We start from the raw sequence: 16,299 nt of genomic DNA on the forward strand, positions 1-16,299 counted from the left end.
ACGACTTGTTTAATTATATCCTAAGAAGATTAATGATTATGGTCCCGACGTTGCTCGGGGTCAGTATCCTTATGTTTGTTATGGTTAACCTGGCACCAGGTTCTCCAATTGAACAAAAGCTTCAACAAATGAGATTTGGTGGAGTTGGTCAAACAACAACTGATACAAGCTCTAACAATGGGGCAGTATCTCAAGAAGTTGTTGAGGCACTTAAGAAACAATATGGTTTTGATAAACCACTTCACATTCGTTATGTGATTTGGCTAAAGAATCTTGCAACACTTGATTTTGGAGAGTCATTTACATATGAAGAGCCAGTAATTGATGTTGTTATGAGTAAGCTACCTGTATCAATTCAATTTGGTTTAGTGTCCTTTATAATGTCCTATCTGATATGTATCCCTCTCGGGGTCATTAAGGCCGTTAAGGCAGGAACTAAATTTGATGCAGCATCATCGTTTATTCTATCTGCACTTTATTCAATTCCACCATTTATGCTAGGTATCTTACTTCTTGTTTACTTTGCTGGTGGGACATTTGTGGATTGGTTTCCGATTGGTGACCTCGTTTCAGATTATTACGATGACCTAGGTTTCTTTGGAAAGATCACAGATAGAGTTTGGCACTTTGTCCTTCCGCTTATTGCATATATGGTAGGACAGTTTACAGTTCTAACTCTTCTTATGAGAAACTCTATGCTAGATGTTATCTCTCAAGATTATGTTCGTACTGCAAGAGCGAAAGGTTTATCAGATAAGATGGTTTACTATAAGCACGCTCTTAGAAATGCCTTGATTCCAATTGTAACTGGATTTGGACATTTCTTATCTCTATTCTTTGCTGGATCTCTTCTTATTGAAAGGATCTTTAACCTAGATGGTATTGGTCTACTTGGTTACCAATCGCTACTAGAAAGAGATTATAATGTAATTATGGGACTGTTCTTTATTCAAACTGTCCTAATGTTCTTAGGTAACTTAATCAGTGATATTCTTTACACTGTTGTTGATCCAAGGATTGATTTCTCATGATTGAAAGATTTATTGAAAACGAACTTACACTTAAAAGATGGAGACGCTTTAAAAAGAGAAAATCTGCTGTTGTTGCAGTAGTTCTACTTTTTGTTTCTGTACTTTTAACTTTATCGGCACCATTAATTGCTAATAGCAAGCCGGTTTATATGACTTACCAAGGAAAGTCTTACTTTCCAGTATTCAAGGACTACCATCCTAAAGAGTTTGGAATCACTAACGTTTACGTTACCAATTATCGAACTCTAGAAATGGATAGTGTTGTCTGGCCTCTAGTTCAATGGGATCCATTTGAATCTAATAGAGACGTATATGAGTATCCTGCACCTCCTAGTGATGAAAATATCATGGGTACAGATGATAGAGGGCGTGATGTATTTACTCGTCTTCTATATGGATACAAGTATTCGATTGCTTACGCATTTCTAGTATGGCTACTGTCTACTATTATGGGAGTCTTTTTTGGTGGTATCATGGGATACTTTGGTGGGAAAGTGGATTTCTTCGGACAGCGTGTTGTTGAAATCTTTAGTACTGTACCAGTATTCTTATTACTACTTACGATGATTTCTATCTTTAAGCCGACTTTAACGCTTCTAATTTTCATCTCTTCTATCTTTGGATGGATGGGTGTTAGTTATTACGCTCGTGGTGAGTTCTTAAAGAATAGAAAACAAGAATTCGTAGAAGCTGCACGTGGTATGGGAGCATCAACTTCTCGTATTATCATTAAGCATATTCTTCCAAACTCTCTTGGTCCGATTATTACTTTCGCACCTTTCTCTATTGCGGCAGGGATCTCTGGTCTTGCTTCTCTAGATTACCTTGGGTTTGGTCTTGCAGTTCCAACACCTTCTTGGGGAGAGCTTTTAAATCAGGCCCACCAGAACTTTAGAATTGCATGGTGGCTAGCTGTTTATCCATCAGCAGCACTATTCTCAAGTTTATTCTTACTCGTACTTGTTGGAGACGGGGTAAGAGATGCACTTGATCCAAAAATGAAATAATGAGGTTGGCGTGAGAATATTCATCTTAATATTCTCCGCCATTCTTTTCTTTAATTCTCACGCAAAAAATTATCGAGTTCTTTCAACACTACCAAGCTTTACTGAATCGATGTATTACCTTGATGCTGGTGGCTTACTTGTTGGTGTTTCTAACTATTGTAATTATCCAGAAGAGGCAAAGAAGCTTCCTCGCTATGGATCTTCCTTTGAAATCAATCTAGAGAAAGTCGTAAGTGATAAAGTCACTTCTGTGCTCTTAGCAGAGGTTCAGGGAGTACGAGTCAAAAAGAACTTAGAAAAGCTTGGTGTTGATGTCATCACTACTCCTTATAAGAGACTGGGGGATGCAGTTGAAATGCTTAAGATTTTTAATAAGAAGTTTAAACTTAATAAAGACCAAAAGATTCAAGACTTTGCTAATAAGTTAAAGGCCCTTCTAAAACCTATTTCAAAAGGAAAAAGGGTTTTGATGGTCATCGATGAAAAATTCAAAGATGGTAAGTTGCATGAAGTAAGGGCCATTGGGACAGATAATTATTATCATGAGATATTAACAAAGTTAGGTGCTGAAAATATCGTAGCTGAATCCGGTTACCCGCTTAGAAGTCTCGAAAGCTTACTGACTTCAGAATTTGATTTAATTCTTCGTATTTCAGATCGAAAAGTTAAAGCTGAAGAAGATTGGAAGAATTCTTTATTTAAAGATAAAATCTATCTATATGAAAAAGATTATGCAGTTGTTCTAGGTCCTAGAACATTGTCACTAGTGAAAGACTTTAGGGAGATTTTGAAGTGATTCATTGTGAAAATTTATCAATTCAAAATAGGTTATCTGTTAAGGAATTCTCGTTTGAATCCGGGCACTGTGGTGTCATTGGACCAAATGGTGCGGGAAAGTCGAGCTTTCTTAAGGCAGTTGCTAATCTTGTGGATTTTCAAGGAAAGTGCTTTGTTGAAGGTGATGTTGCATATTGTGGTGATAGTTCTTCTATTCAAAGTGATATGGCCGCACAGGAGGTTTTGACCTATGCTCGTGGTAGTAAGGCACAAGACTTAGAATATCTTAAAAAGTTAGTTTCACATTTTAACTTTGAGGGTCTTTTATCAAGAAGGGTATCAACTCTTAGTGGTGGCGAGAAGCAAAGATTAAATCTTATTTGCACTTTCTATTATGATTGTGAATTAACATTATTAGATGAACCAACGAATTTCTTAGATCCAATTTATGTCGAGAGCTTAAGTCATTTTCTTCAAGAGTTTAAGAAAAGTTGTTTCGTTGTTTCACATGACTTTAACTTTATCATCAATATATGTAGCCGACTTGTGGCATTTGAAAATTCAAAATTAAGTTTTGATTCGACTGTAGATGAGGCATTTCAAAATAAGGTGTTTGATAAGGTTTTTCATAAGAAGTTTAATTACCATGTCATGGATAATAAGAGGTATATTCTGTGAAGAAGACAATTCTCTTATACCTAGTCGTTATTATTGCTGTGGCACTTACACCATTCTTAGGTCGTGAGGGAGTAATTGATTTAGATGTACAGGGCCTTTATATTTTAGAAAACTTAAGGCTTCCACGTGTTTACTTGGCCTTTCTCGTGGGGGGAATACTTTCTGTCATCGGAAGCACCACTCAGGTCATCTTTAGAAATCCTCTTGCTACGCCATATACGCTGGGGTTCTCAAGTGTGGCGGCCCTTGGGCTTGCTATTGCTGAATTAGGGTTTAACTCTTTTTCTTTAGGAGCCTATGTTGCTCTTTCATCAATTTTTCTACTCATCTTATTATTTCTTTATCTTAATAAGTTTTCATCTCAAAGAGTCCTACTCTTTGGTGTTTGCCTTTCAATCTTTTCATCTAGTGCAATTGTCTTTGTACAAAGTATGCTTGGTAATGAAAGTATCGCTAGGTTAATTCGTTGGATGATGGGAAGCCTATCTATTGTAGGATTTGAGGGCCTCTATTATACAGCTCCTATATACATCCTGGGATTAATCTTCTTTATCATACACAAAAGAAGCTTAACTCTCATTTCTATTGGGGAAGACTTTGCTCAAACGAGGGGAGTACCAACCCGTAAGGTCAATGCAACATTAATTCTTATCTCGAATATTCTTATTGCCGTTGTTGTCTGGCAATGTGGGCCAATTGGTTTTGTTGGTTTAATTATTCCACATATTACAAGAAGACTTGTTAGTGCTAATTATGAGAGAAGCTTAATGCCAACCTTTATCTTAGGTGGTGGCTTTTTAGTGCTTTGTGATTTTATTTCAAGAATTGTTTTAGAGAATAGTATTATACCGATTGGTGCAATTACAGCATGTGTTGGAGCACCAGTGCTGGCACTCCAACTATTTAGAAAGCAGTAAGCTTAATTTCTTTTTATTTCTTCTAGTTTGACGATAGCCTTTTTAAGAGCTGAACCTCTACGGTAGAGAACTTCGACCTTATCTCCAACTTTGTATTCGTATAGAGTATTGAAAATATCATCAAAGTCATTAATCTCTTTTCCATCGATCTTTAGAATAACATCACCAAGAATAATACTTCTGGTACGTGGATCTTGAATTAGACCTTTTAGGCCTGCTTTTTCAGATGGTCCACCTGGGCGAACACTTTGAATAGGAAGTCCTTTTTCAACATCAATGCCATAAAAGTATGAAAGCTCTCTTTTTTCTGCAATAGCAATTCCAAGGCCTGGTCTTTTTACCATTCCATACTTAATAATTTGTGGAACTACTTTACTGACAATATTGATAGGGATAGCGAAACCGACACCTGCTGATGATCCTGAGTTTGAAAAAATCATTGTATTGACGCCGATGACATTCCCAGAAGAGTCAAATAGTGGCCCGCCAGAGTTTCCTGGGTTAATTGAAGAGTCTGTTTGGAGCATCCCACGAATTTCAACGCCTCCAATTCCTTGGATTCCACGATTCTTTGCTGAAATGATTCCTGTTGTAACCGTCGCATCAAGTCCAAATGGTGAACCAATAGCTATGGCCTTTTGACCAACTCTAACTTTGTCAGAATCTCCTCGATTAAGAGGTTTAATATCTCTTGGGACTTCAATTAATTTTAAAACGGCAATATCCTTAGCGGGCTCTGTTCCAACTAATTTGGCCTTGTACTCTTTCTTATTATTGTTGAATCTTATAAGAAAGTTATCTCCACCTTCAACGACGTGATAATTTGTAATGATATGGCCCTTGTCATCCCAGACCCAACCAGATCCTTCTCCTTTGACAACTTGTTTATTTGTCATTGAAAAGAAAAATCCTCTTCTGGTTCTCATGCGACCAAGTGTTGAAATATTTACGACTGAGTTCACTGAACGATCAAATACTGAAATCGTATTTCGTTCACTTTCTAAGACGGCCTTATTTTCATCAAACAAAGCCTTTGAATTAAAGGATGTTAATAGAATAAGAATTAAAAAGAATGGCCTTAAACTGCTTTTCATAATATTCCTCATTATCTCTTTTTGACGCTCATCTCATTATACATATATAATCATAGTATAAAAATTTTGTAACACAGAAATGTCAAATTTCTGTAAGAATTCTGAGGTCACCCGTGGATATTAATTATTTTAATCGTTATACAAATCAAATGGAAGTGGAGAAAGTTTACGGGGATGCCGCAATCAATTTCTTGTATGGAAATCCGCTTGGAAAGCTGATCTCTGGTGCAATTACTTCATCAATCGTCTCTTGTATGTATGGCGAAATTCAAAATATGAACTTTACTAAGAATAAGGTTCCAAAATTTGTTAAAGATTACCAGATCAATATGGATGAGTTTTTACCAACTGAAGGGCGCTCTAAGGATGACCCCTATGGAAGCTTTAATGAATTCTTTATTCGTAGGTTTAAAGAAGGAAAGAGGCCATTTCTTGATGAAGCTGATTCGATGTCGGCTTTTGCTGAAGCTAGATACTTTGGATACGAGTCAATTACGAACCAAGTAAAGATTCCAGTTAAAGGTAAATTCTTAAATTCAACTGAATTACTACAAAATACAAAGTGGGAAAGAACTTTTGAAGATGGGCCACTTTTACTCGCAAGATTGTGTCCTGTTGATTATCACAGATTTCACTATCCCCTTGATGGTGAAGTTATCGACTATTATAAAATTGGTGGAGGCTATCACTCTGTCAATCCACTTGCACTTCGTAAGAAGAATGATATTTTCAGTACTAATATTCGCGAAGTGACAGTAATGGAAACTAAAGAGTTTGGTAAAATTGCTTATGTTGAAGTTGGGGCAACAATGGTTGGCCGCATTGTTCAATCAAGCGATTTAACGACATTCTCAAGAGGTGATGAAAAAGGTTACTTCTTATTTGGTGGATCAACAGTTATCGTTATTGGTGAAAAAGGTAAGTGGGCACCAACATCAGATATTTTAAATAATACAAAGAATGGAATTGAAACTTATATTCATTTAGCAGATAAAGTTGCGCAAACTGGAAAATGATCTGATGGGTAAACCCCGTCAGAACTTTCCTTATGTAGATGTATCTGCTCACATTTCAATGAATCTTTTGAGTGAAGAATCCAGTCGATGCGAGAACCATCTTCACGAAAGCCTTTAAAGCTATGGTGACTCTCGCACTCTTCGTGTCCCAGATCAATCCAAGGGTCAGTAAGGTTTAACTTACTTTCGTTTAGCTCTTTTCTAACACTCTCAAATGGAGACTCATTAAAGTCACCGATTAAAATTAACGGATAATCTGCTCTGACTTTTTCAATTTCGTTAATAAGAACTTTTATTTGTTCCTGGCGTGTGCTTGATTCGAGATGATCTAAGTGTGCATTAACAAAGAAGTAGTGTTTACCATTTTCTTTTGCTTTTAGAACTGCCCATGTACATAGTCTTGGAAAGGCACTTCCAAATGATTTTGATGCTGCAATATAAGGTGTTTCAGAAAGCCAAATATCTCCAGAGTTAATCAATTCAAATATTTCGGGACGATAATACAGAGAAGGATACATTCGATCTTCAATCCATTCTCGATTTGTATCAATAATCTCTAGGCCATCGAGGAGTTCTTGAAAGTCTCTTAACTGAGGCTCCCATCCTTCTTGGGTTCCGATAACTGCAGGACGGTAAGTATTTAGCGCATTGGCAAGAATGACACGTCTTCCATCCCATGAATGAATTCCATCGGCCGGGTTATTAAAGCGAATATTTGAAGAAATTACAGTGAAATTAAACATATTCCATTAATGAAAACATATTTTTCATCAATAGAAAAATAGAAAACTCCAAGATCGACACAAGTGGTTAAAAAATAACTTCTTTATTAAAAACAGGCTTGTTAAGGAGGTCTTATGGTTCAACAAGAGCAATTAGTTAAAGAAGTTAGAAAACGTTTCCCAAAGCACACATACAAACAGCTGGGAGAGATATTTCAGATGCAAACGACACGTCTATTTAGACTGATGAATGGTGCTGAGATGAGAACAAGTGAGTATTTTAAAATCAAAGAAAAATTAGAAATGAACTCTTCAGAGTTGAGCTTACTAATACAATTCTTGGAAAAACATTCATTTAGCTTAAGTCGAAACGATTGTAATGAAATCGTGAGTGATTTAGAAGAAAAGTTTTTTATTAGAAAGTTAGCAGGGTTATAGGGAGAAGAGATGTCACGTTTATTAATGGTTGAAAGAGCAATACTAGAAGTTTGTGGAAAATCTCAAAAGACGATATTTCAAATTTCTGATGAAACAGGAATGGACTTATCTTTAGTAGGAAGTCTTTGTATTCGTTTAAATAAGAAAGGTATTTTGCAGAGACAAAATAGTTCATATTCAATTAATAAGGATGCAAAGAGTTTATTAATTGCAAATACACCTGAAAATATAAAAAAAGAAGTTAACGAAGTATCAAACTCGATGGTCGCTAATTACTTTAATCAAAAAAATAATCGCTCTCTAAAACTACAGAAAGTATATGTTAACAAAACGGAAGAGTTAATTCTAAACTCAATGCTTGACCAGTTAAATAGCTTTGTTGAAGAGCTTCAGCGTAGTCACAAAAAGAGTTCTAACAATGTTGTCAAAAAACAAAAAATTCTTATGTGGGGTCATGGGAATTATAGTGATTTGATCAATAGCTCTCTCAGTTTAGCAAGGTAAGTCAAACTAACCAACATAGCCGAACTCGTTAAGCATTTTGGCAACGAGTTCTTTTAATTGATATTTTAAAATCTTATTTTCGGGAGACAGAGTAGAACATTCGATATAGCCAATCATTGTTTTAAAATCTGTCTCTCTTTCATTTTCCTTTAGCCATGAATCAAATGTGAGGATGGCCTCAATCCAAGCACGAACAGAGTATTGAGTTTTATCGATAAGGCTAAATAAGAGTTCACCATTTTCTTTCTGACTTGGTGAAGATTTTAGATGCTTTTGTAGGTAACTAAAGATTATTTTCAATTCTTCTTCTGAGTGAATATTCTCCAATAGTAGACTTAGCCTTGCATCTGAGAGGAAGGCCACTGGGTATTGTGCTCTGAGTCTTCTAAAATACTTTTCAATCATAATGCCTAACATGGTGTGCAAACTAGTTATTTTGTTCTAAACTAGCAAAGTTAACTATATCTAATTTAGCAAGGGTTTTTCATGTTTGAAACTATTAAAAATATATGGCCATTGATTCATCGCCATCGTGCCAGAGTTATCGGAAGTATGATTTTCGGTATTGGTATGGCGCTTATTAAAGGTGGTCAAATGGCGCTAATCAATCCTCTTTTTACAAAGGGGCTTTCTCCAGAGTCGACACTTGAAGAGATCCTAGGGATTGTGGGCCTTGCTTGTTTACTTGCACTTATTAATTTACCAGTTCGTTTCTTCCACTTTTACTGGATGCAATTTGCAATGAACGATGCAGTTTGTGAAATTAGAACGAAGATCTATTCAAAGATTCAAGATATTCCAATTTCTTTTTATACAACAACAAAACAAGGTGATGTTATTTCAACGATCTTAAATGATACGATGATTTACTCTCAAGGTATTAGTGGCCTTCTTACTTTAATTAGGGAGCCAATCACATTAATTGTTTTATTAGGATATGCATTCTACTTAGATTGGCAGCTTACTCTTGTCACATTTGCACTTCTTCCAATTATGCTTTTAATTTTTGGATTCTTTGGAAAAAGAGTTAAGGCACACCAAGCTGATGTACAATCAAGACTTTCAGATATGACTCATGTTATTGGCGAAGGTGTTGGTGGACAAAAAATTATTAAGGCCTTTAATCTTCAAGATTATACAAGAAATTTCTTCAAGTCTTACCAAAACGACTTCTTTACTTTTCAAATGAAAGCGGAAGTGATGAGACAGTTTTCACATCCTCTTGTTGAGTTTATGACAACGTTAATTCTTTCTTCTGTCATTGTCTTTGCTCAGGTAAAGATCACTGGAAATGCAATGACGACAGGAGAGTTTATTACTTTTATTGCTATTATGGCCATGATCCAGGATCCGATCAGAAAAACTAATGAAGCGAATCTTAAGATTAGCCAGGCCCAAGCAGCAGAAAAGCGTATCTTTAAATTCTTAAAGGTAGACAATGAAGAAGACTCGGGAACAAAAGAGCACTCTGAGTTAAGTGATAAGATTTCATTTAAGAACTTAGATTTCTCATATGGTGATCATCAGGTAATTAACGATTTAAGTTTCGATATTAATAAGGGTGAGAAGGTTGCGCTAGTTGGGCTTTCTGGCTCTGGGAAATCAACGCTAATTAATGTTCTTCTTGGCCTATACCCAGTTAAAAAGGGAAGTTATAAGATTGATGGTGCAGACTCAAGTGAGTTCACTTTAAAGTCCCTACGTCACTATTTTGGCCTTGTATCACAAGATATCTTTCTATTTAATACAACGGTAAGAGAAAACTTAACTCTTGGAAAGGAAGTAAGTGAAGCGCAAATCGAAGAAGCATTGAAAGTTGCTCATGCGACAGATTATATAAATGAGCTTCCAAGTGGACTTGAAACAGTTATTGGAGATCGTGGCTTAAGACTTTCTGGAGGACAGGCCCAACGTCTGACAATTGCTCGTGCATACCTACAAAATAATGATGTCTTCTTATTCGATGAAGCAACTTCTGCTCTTGATAATGAATCAGAAAAGGTTGTGCAGCAGTCACTTAATGAACTTGCTAAAAATAAAACAGTTGTAGCAGTTGCGCACAGGCTTTCAACGATTCAAAATTATGACAAAATCATTGTCTTAAAAGATGGAAGAATGATTGAACAAGGTCGCCATGAGGAGTTAATGACTCTTGGTGGTGAGTATAAGAAATTATATGAGTTAAGTGTAAAATCTTAGAAAATACTAAAGGCTACCTTAGAAAGGTAGCCTTTTTCCTGCTCTAAATGGGTGAATCCACTCAGGCTCTACATCATTAAGTTTTTTTCCTGACATAACAATTTCATACTTTTCAATAAAGTCAGAAGTGAATCTTTCCATTGAGAAGTTCTTGATTGCATAGTTTCGAATAAAGTCACGATCATAGACATCCTTTGTTGTATTAAAGTATTCAATGATCTCTTCGTGAGAGTAGAATGTACGACCTGTGCCAGGGGCAATTAAATCAGGTAGTGAACCAAAGCTTGAGCCAAAGACTGGTAGCCCTTGAGTCATCGCTTCGATGATAGCAAGGCCGAAAGGCTCATGCCAACGAACAGCAAAGAGTAGGGCATCACACTGTCGCATATAATCTAACTTCTCTTGGCCACCAACCATACCATGGTTGTGAATTAAAGGGTGCCAACCAAAGAACTTAGAACCACCACCACAAATGTGGAGATGCTTATTAGTTTGTCTTGCAATCTTTACAGATTGTTGAAGGTTTTTCACTCGCCAAGAAGCCTTTGCAAGAAAGAGTAGGCTTTTGATTTCAGTAATCTTACTTTCTTTATAAATGGCCGGGTATTCACTCATATCAAGACAGTTATTTACATAGCTTGTAGAACCGTGATGGCGAGCATGCGATTTTGAAACAAATACTGTATTTAAGTCGAACTTTTCACCTGGGAAGCCATTGCCTCCGATATTAATAACGTAAGGAATATCAAGATCAACTTTTATGTTATCAAAGCCATGTATAACATCGATATTATCTGGAACGAATTTTTGCCACTCTTCAATCTTTTCACATGCAATATGGTTGATACCATATTCTGCTACTTGGCTTTGCCCTGGTCCGATAAAGGTAACCTGGTGACCAAATTTAATTAATTCTTTCATATGCCAAAAGACGAGTCTCTCAACACCGCCATAAGTTTTTACTGGTAATACTTTGTGGTATGGAATACATACATGCATTTTATAATCCTATAGTATTGGCCTTAGCCATTTCTTTGTTGTTTCGATGTCCTGACCTTTGGCCTTTGAGTAAAGCTCAATTTGGTCTTGGGCAATATTTAAAATATTAAAGTACTTAGCACAAGGGTTAAAGAATATGTAGCCAGAAACTGAACTTGCTGGATACATCGCAAAATTTTCTGTTAAATATGCTCCTGTATTTTCTCTAACATTCATATAATCCCATAGCTTTGCTTTTTCCGTGTGATCTGGGCATGCTGGGTAGCCTGCAGCAGGACGAATCCCTGTGTATTTTTCTTTAATGAGCTCATCAAGTGAGAACTTACGTTCTTCTTCAATTCCACACAACTGACGTGCTCTTTCATGAATTAACTCTGCGTAGGCTTCTGCGAGACGATCACCAACGGCCTTAACCATAATTGATGTATAGTCATCGCCCTTGTCTTCAAAACTCTTAGCATATTTCTCTACTTGATCACCCATTGTGACAACAAATGAACCGATAAAGTCCTGTTTTTCTCCCTGAGGTAGGATGTAGTCAGCAAGCGAGAGGTAAGGACGATCTTTTTGTGTCTTTTCTTTTTGTTGTCTTAGAAAATTAAAAGTACCAAATTCATTCTTATTTTCATCGAGAAGAGTCACCGTTTCATCTTTTGCATAAGCTGGCCAAAAGCCTAAGACCGCTTTTGGCGAGAAACGATTATTTTCAATAATATCATCAAGAATATTTTGTGCTTCATCGTATAGCTTCTTGGCCTCTTCTCCATAATCTTTATGAGATAAGATATGAGGGTAGAGCCCTTTTAGTTCCCAAGTCCAAAAGAAAGGAGACCAGTCGATATACTTTGCAATTTCAGAAACGCTGATATCATCAAACTTCTTAGCTCCAATAAATGGAGGAGTGAAGTCGACGAAAGTTTTCGTTGGGTCAACTCTTAAGTGGTCACGGGCCACTTCGATTGAAATAGTAGCTTGGCCACTGTCTTTTTTATTTTCAAAATATTCTTTTGTTCTTCTTTGTGAATCTTTTAAATCTTTTAAGAAGTCGTCCTTTAGCTTTTCACTTAAAAGACTATTACAGATTCCTACCGTTTGCGAGGCATCGCCAACGTGAACAACTGGACTAGTACATTCTGGTGCAATCTTAACTGCAGTGTGAGTTTTAGATGTTGTTGCTCCACCAATTAGTACAGGGACTTCAAGGCCTTGACGATTAAACTCAGCTACGTTGTGAATCATCTCATCAAGAGAAGGAGTGATAAGCCCACTTAGGCCGATGAATTTTGCCTCATGTTCTTTTGCTGCTTTTATAATATCTTCACAGCTTACCATGACACCTAAGTCAACGACGTTATATCCATTACATGCCAGTACAACACCAACGATATTCTTTCCAATATCGTGAACGTCACCTTTTACTGTCGCAATAACAAATGTATTCTTCTTACTTTTCCCGTCTGCACCTTTTTCCATATATGGCTCAAGATAAGCTACTGCCTGCTTCATTACGCGGGCACTTTTTACAACTTGAGGTAGAAACATTTTACCGGCACCAAAGAGGTCTCCGACAACTTTCATACCGTCCATCAGAGGACCTTCAATTACATTTAAAGGAATACCTAGCTCTTGTCTTGCTTGTTCGACATCTTCTTCGATGAATTTGCCGATACCCTTTACAAGTGCGTGAGTGATTCGCTCACCAAGGCTTCCTTCGCGCCAAGTTAAGTCATCTTCTTTGGACTTTGATTTTACGCCTTTGAATTTTTCGGCATATTCAATTAAGTCATCAGTTGCACTCTCTGAGCGATTAAAGAGCACGTCTTCGATCTTTTTCATAAGCTCAGGCTCAACATTTTCGTAAACTTCAAGCATTCCTGCATTTACGATTCCCATGTCAAGGCCCGCTTTAATTGCATGGTAGAGGAAAGAGCTATGCATTGCTTCGCGAACAATATTATTTCCGCGAAATGAAAAAGATATATTCGAAATTCCACCACTTGTTAAAGCGCCTGGGCAAGTCTCTTTGATTTCTCTTACGGCCTCAATGAAGTTGATTGCATAGTCGTTATGTTCTTCAATTCCTGTACCAACTGTTAGAACGTTTGGATCAAAGATAATATCTGTTGCAGGGAATCCTACTTCTTCAGTGAGGATCTTAAAGGCACGCTGGCAAATTGAAACCTTTTCTTCCTTAGAAGCCGCTTGTCCTTTCTCGTCAAAGGCCATGACAACAACGGTCGCTCCATATTGAAGGATTTTTCTTGCATGTTCTTTGAAGACTTCTTCGCCTTCCTTTAGTGAAATTGAGTTAACAATCCCTTTTCCCTGTATACACTTAAGTCCTTCTTCGATGACATCCCACTTAGATGAGTCAATCATAATTGGGACTTTACAGATATCAGGCTCAGAAGCGATTAGGTTTAGAAATTTCACCATACAAGCTTTAGAGTCGAGGAGACCTTCATCAAAGTTGACATCAATAATATTAGCACCGTTTTCAACCTGTTGACGGGCGATATCTAAAGCTGCTTCAAAATTCTCTTCACGAATTAAACGTGCAAATCTTGGAGAGCCTGTTACATTTGTACGCTCTCCAACCATGATAAATGGACGCTCACCAGTAAACTCAAGATTAAGAGGCTCTAGACCTGATAATCGTTGAGTCTTAGGTAGATCGTGTTTTTCACGTGGTTTGATTTCTTTTAAGTGGTTATAAATTGCATTGATATGATCTGGCGTTGTTCCGCAACAGCCACCAACGATATTGACGAGTCCTGACTCAGCAAATTCTTCTAACAGCGATGCTGTTTCATTTGGTTTTTCATCATAACCTGTATCACTTAGTGGATTAGGTAAACCTGCATTTGGGTAACAAGAGATTAAGCAATCTGATACTCTTGATAACTCTTCAATATATGGGCGCATCTCTTTGGCACCAAGAGCACAATTAATTCCAACACTAAAAGGTCTAGCATGTTCAACCGAGTTCCAGAATGCTTCAACAGTTTGACCTGAAAGCGTTCTTCCAGAAGCATCAGTAATCGTTACTGAGAGCATAATCGGAGTATCAAGATTATGATCATCAAGATACTTTCTCATGGCAAAGATGGCCGCTTTTAAATTTAGGGTATCAAATGAAGTTTCTGCTAAAAGAAGATCCGCTCCACCATCAATAAGCCCCTTTGTTTGCTCATAGTAATTATCGACGAGCTCATCAAATGTAATTCCTCTAAAAGCTGGGTTATTTACATCTGGAGAAATTGAAGCCGTTTTATTCGTTGGTCCCAGAGCTCCTGCTACAAAGCATTTACGCTCTGGGTTTTCTTTCATGAAATCAAGGCAGGCCGCTTTTGCAATTTTGGCCGCCTCTACATTAAGCTCATAAGCAATTTCACTTAAGTGATAATCATCTTGAGCAATACGAGTCGCCGAGAATGTATTTGTTTCAATAATATCTGAACCAGCAGCTAGGTACTTCGTATGAATTTCTTTAATAATTTCTGGCTTTGTCAGGTTCAGTAAATCGTTATTTCCTTTCAAGTCGATTTTTGTTTCTTGAAATCGTTCTCCTCGAAAGTCTTCTTCTGTTAGATGATACTGTTGAACCATTGTTCCCATTGCACCGTCTAAGAAAAGGATTCTACTCTTTAGTGTCGACTCTAGCTCTTTACGAATATCGCTCATTAAAATAAACCTTTTAGAACTTCAGTAACATTAGCACTGTCATTCATGACATAGAAGTGAACAGAAGGAACATTGGCACTTAATAACTCTTCTGTTTGTTTTCTTGCCCACTTAATACCAATTTCCTTAATATGTTCTGGATTCTCAGTTGCTTCATTAACAAATTCGTCAGGGAAGTCGACATAGAAGTGTCTCGGAACATTGGAAAGTTGTCCCATACTCTTTATCACTTTTATTCCTGGAACAATTGGGCATGTAATGCCGGCCTCGCGACATTTATCAACGAACTCAAAATACTTTGAGTTATCAAAGAACATTTGAGTAACAATATAATCGGCACCAGCATCAACTTTCTCTTTGAGGTACTTAATATCAGTTGCAAGATTTGGTGCTTCAAAGTGCTTTTCAGGATAACCAGCTACACCTACTGAAAAGTCTAGCGGTAAGCTATTAGAAATCTCGTCAAGGTAGATTCCTTTTTTTACGTTATCAATTTGTTCGACTAAGTCTTTAGCGTAGAAGTTTCTTTGGCGAGAAAGGTCGTACTTCTTATTATAGTTAAGAGCATCTCCACGTAGTGCAAGCACATTATGAATTCCAAGGTAGTTTAACTCAATAAGAGCATCTTCAGTTTCTTCTTTTGTAAATCCTTGAGTCAGAAGGTGAGTTACCGTATCAATCTTAAAGCGATTTTGAATGACTCCACAAATACCAACTGTACCTGGACGCTTTTTATATATTTTTCTTTCTACCGAACCATCATTCTTTTCATTGTAATAAGCACCTGCTGAGTGGGCCGTTACATCAATCCAGGCCGGATTGAATGGCAAAAGCTGCTTAACAATATCTGTTACGGCCGAAATATTTTTGCCTCTTGGTGGTGGTACAATCTCAAAACTAAAAAGTGGGTTTGTTGCCTTGTCGATATGCTCGATAACTTTCATTCGTGTATTTCCCTATGTGTAAATTTGTTACCTTATTTTAATCATTTATGAGCAATAAGAAAAGGCGAGGGCCCCTTTTTCTGGGGCCTTAGGTTAATTCGAATGAATTGGGTAAATGGAATATTTAGATAAATTTGAAGGAAGGATATTAGTAAGTTTTTAAGCATCAGCTATGCTTCAAACTTGTAGAGTTTTTAACCTAGGGGATTATATATTTGGACTTTTTTCACATTTGAAATGAGTGATCTATCCCACAATGAAATATATTGCCTATATTCAATTGCTTATG

Annotated in this window: 15 protein-coding genes; 9 read left to right on the top strand and 6 right to left on the bottom strand. The window is 36.9% G+C overall.

Annotation, left to right across the window (positions count from 1 at the left end; all coding sequences use genetic code 11):
* The first annotated feature begins 5 nt into the window (after window positions 1-5).
* From ABMA72_RS10980 to ABMA72_RS11000, 5 genes are read left to right on the top strand one after another with little or no spacing between them, the layout of a single operon-like run.
* On the top strand, window positions 6-1,031 hold the full coding sequence (locus ABMA72_RS10980) for an ABC transporter permease subunit (protein WP_392858149.1): 1,026 nt from the start codon (window positions 6-8) through the stop codon (window positions 1,029-1,031).
* Complete coding sequence (locus tag ABMA72_RS10985) at window positions 1,028-2,038, top strand: ABC transporter permease subunit (RefSeq protein ID WP_392858151.1); 1,011 nt, start codon at window positions 1,028-1,030, stop codon at window positions 2,036-2,038. The genes ABMA72_RS10980 and ABMA72_RS10985 overlap by 4 nt, the downstream gene beginning before the upstream one ends.
* A 10-nt stretch (window positions 2,039-2,048) precedes the next feature.
* Window positions 2,049-2,834 (top strand): ABC transporter substrate-binding protein, encoded by a 786-nt coding sequence (locus ABMA72_RS10990; protein WP_392858154.1) that lies wholly within the window; start codon window positions 2,049-2,051, stop codon window positions 2,832-2,834.
* Window positions 2,831-3,493: an ATP-binding cassette domain-containing protein gene (locus tag ABMA72_RS10995; protein WP_393057134.1), complete on the top strand. Its 663-nt coding sequence runs from the start codon at window positions 2,831-2,833 to the stop codon at window positions 3,491-3,493. Before ABMA72_RS10990 ends, ABMA72_RS10995 begins: the two co-directional genes overlap by 4 nt.
* A complete protein-coding gene (locus ABMA72_RS11000) occupies window positions 3,490-4,410 on the top strand; it encodes a FecCD family ABC transporter permease (RefSeq protein ID WP_392858159.1) in 921 nt (306 codons plus the stop codon). The genes ABMA72_RS10995 and ABMA72_RS11000 overlap by 4 nt, the downstream gene beginning before the upstream one ends.
* Window positions 4,411-4,412: 2 nt before the next feature.
* Here the strand turns inward: ABMA72_RS11000 and ABMA72_RS11005 are convergent, their stop codons facing one another.
* Complete coding sequence (locus ABMA72_RS11005) at window positions 4,413-5,504, bottom strand: S1C family serine protease (RefSeq protein WP_393057136.1); 1,092 nt, start codon at window positions 5,502-5,504, stop codon at window positions 4,413-4,415.
* A 113-nt stretch (window positions 5,505-5,617) separates the two neighbouring features.
* Between ABMA72_RS11005 and ABMA72_RS11010 the strand changes: the two genes are divergently transcribed.
* On the top strand, window positions 5,618-6,520 hold the full coding sequence (locus ABMA72_RS11010; RefSeq protein ID WP_392858163.1) for a phosphatidylserine decarboxylase: 903 nt from the start codon (window positions 5,618-5,620) through the stop codon (window positions 6,518-6,520).
* Here ABMA72_RS11010 and ABMA72_RS11015 read toward each other — a convergent pair.
* Entirely contained in the window at window positions 6,484-7,263 is a 780-nt protein-coding gene (locus tag ABMA72_RS11015; RefSeq protein WP_393057138.1) for an endonuclease/exonuclease/phosphatase family protein, read from the bottom strand. The genes ABMA72_RS11010 and ABMA72_RS11015 overlap by 37 nt on opposite strands.
* Before the next feature lie 114 nt (window positions 7,264-7,377).
* Here ABMA72_RS11015 and ABMA72_RS11020 point away from each other — a divergent pair, with 114 nt between their 5' ends.
* Both ABMA72_RS11020 and ABMA72_RS11025 read left to right on the top strand, forming a co-directional pair.
* A complete protein-coding gene (locus ABMA72_RS11020) occupies window positions 7,378-7,680 on the top strand; it encodes a hypothetical protein (RefSeq protein ID WP_393057140.1) in 303 nt (100 codons plus the stop codon).
* Window positions 7,681-7,689: 9 nt separating this feature from the next.
* Window positions 7,690-8,184, top strand: coding sequence for a hypothetical protein (locus ABMA72_RS11025; RefSeq protein ID WP_393057142.1), 495 nt, complete (start codon window positions 7,690-7,692; stop codon window positions 8,182-8,184).
* A 6-nt stretch (window positions 8,185-8,190) separates the two neighbouring features.
* On the opposite strand, the gene ABMA72_RS11030 is transcribed toward ABMA72_RS11025, so the two are convergent.
* A complete protein-coding gene (locus ABMA72_RS11030; protein WP_392990059.1) occupies window positions 8,191-8,601 on the bottom strand; it encodes a hypothetical protein in 411 nt (136 codons plus the stop codon).
* A 69-nt stretch (window positions 8,602-8,670) separates the two neighbouring features.
* Between ABMA72_RS11030 and ABMA72_RS11035 the strand changes: the two genes are divergently transcribed.
* Window positions 8,671-10,383, top strand: a complete 1,713-nt coding sequence (locus tag ABMA72_RS11035) for an ABC transporter ATP-binding protein (protein ID WP_392858173.1) — start codon at window positions 8,671-8,673, stop codon at window positions 10,381-10,383.
* 18 nt (window positions 10,384-10,401) lie between these two features.
* On the opposite strand, the gene ABMA72_RS11040 is transcribed toward ABMA72_RS11035, so the two are convergent.
* From ABMA72_RS11040 to ABMA72_RS11050, 3 genes are read right to left on the bottom strand one after another with little or no spacing between them, the layout of a single operon-like run.
* Window positions 10,402-11,382 (bottom strand): glycosyltransferase, encoded by a 981-nt coding sequence (locus ABMA72_RS11040; RefSeq protein ID WP_392858175.1) that lies wholly within the window; start codon window positions 11,380-11,382, stop codon window positions 10,402-10,404.
* Between the two features lie 9 nt (window positions 11,383-11,391).
* The gene (gene metH / locus ABMA72_RS11045) at window positions 11,392-15,066 is read right to left on the bottom strand and encodes a methionine synthase (protein WP_393057144.1); all 3,675 of its coding nucleotides are present in this window, start codon (window positions 15,064-15,066) and stop codon (window positions 11,392-11,394) included.
* Window positions 15,066-16,010 carry a methylenetetrahydrofolate reductase gene (locus ABMA72_RS11050; protein WP_392858179.1) on the bottom strand — a complete coding sequence of 315 codons (945 nt, stop codon included), beginning with the start codon at window positions 16,008-16,010 and terminating at the stop codon, window positions 15,066-15,068. Before ABMA72_RS11050 ends, metH begins: the two co-directional genes overlap by 1 nt.
* Window positions 16,011-16,299 lie beyond the last annotated feature (289 nt).

The organism is Halobacteriovorax sp. CON-3 (genome assembly GCF_043196995.1).
GTDB lineage: Bacteria > Bdellovibrionota > Bacteriovoracia > Bacteriovoracales > Bacteriovoracaceae > Halobacteriovorax_A.

Excerpts from the sequence above, each read along its gene's own strand:
- ABMA72_RS10985 (WP_392858151.1), top strand. The coding sequence starts at position 1,028 with ATGATTGAAAGATTTATTGAAAACGAACTTACACTTAAAAGATGGAGA.
- ABMA72_RS11005 (WP_393057136.1), bottom strand. The coding sequence starts at position 5,504 with ATGAAAAGCAGTTTAAGGCCATTCTTTTTAATTCTTATTCTATTAACA.
- ABMA72_RS11015 (WP_393057138.1), bottom strand. The coding sequence starts at position 7,263 with ATGTTTAATTTCACTGTAATTTCTTCAAATATTCGCTTTAATAACCCG.
- ABMA72_RS11020 (WP_393057140.1), top strand. The coding sequence starts at position 7,378 with ATGGTTCAACAAGAGCAATTAGTTAAAGAAGTTAGAAAACGTTTCCCA.
- ABMA72_RS11025 (WP_393057142.1), top strand. The coding sequence starts at position 7,690 with ATGTCACGTTTATTAATGGTTGAAAGAGCAATACTAGAAGTTTGTGGA.
- ABMA72_RS11030 (WP_392990059.1), bottom strand. The coding sequence starts at position 8,601 with ATGTTAGGCATTATGATTGAAAAGTATTTTAGAAGACTCAGAGCACAA.
- ABMA72_RS11035 (WP_392858173.1), top strand. The coding sequence starts at position 8,671 with ATGTTTGAAACTATTAAAAATATATGGCCATTGATTCATCGCCATCGT.
- ABMA72_RS11040 (WP_392858175.1), bottom strand. The coding sequence starts at position 11,382 with ATGCATGTATGTATTCCATACCACAAAGTATTACCAGTAAAAACTTAT.
- metH (WP_393057144.1), bottom strand. The coding sequence starts at position 15,066 with ATGAGCGATATTCGTAAAGAGCTAGAGTCGACACTAAAGAGTAGAATC.
- ABMA72_RS11050 (WP_392858179.1), bottom strand. The coding sequence starts at position 16,010 with ATGAAAGTTATCGAGCATATCGACAAGGCAACAAACCCACTTTTTAGT.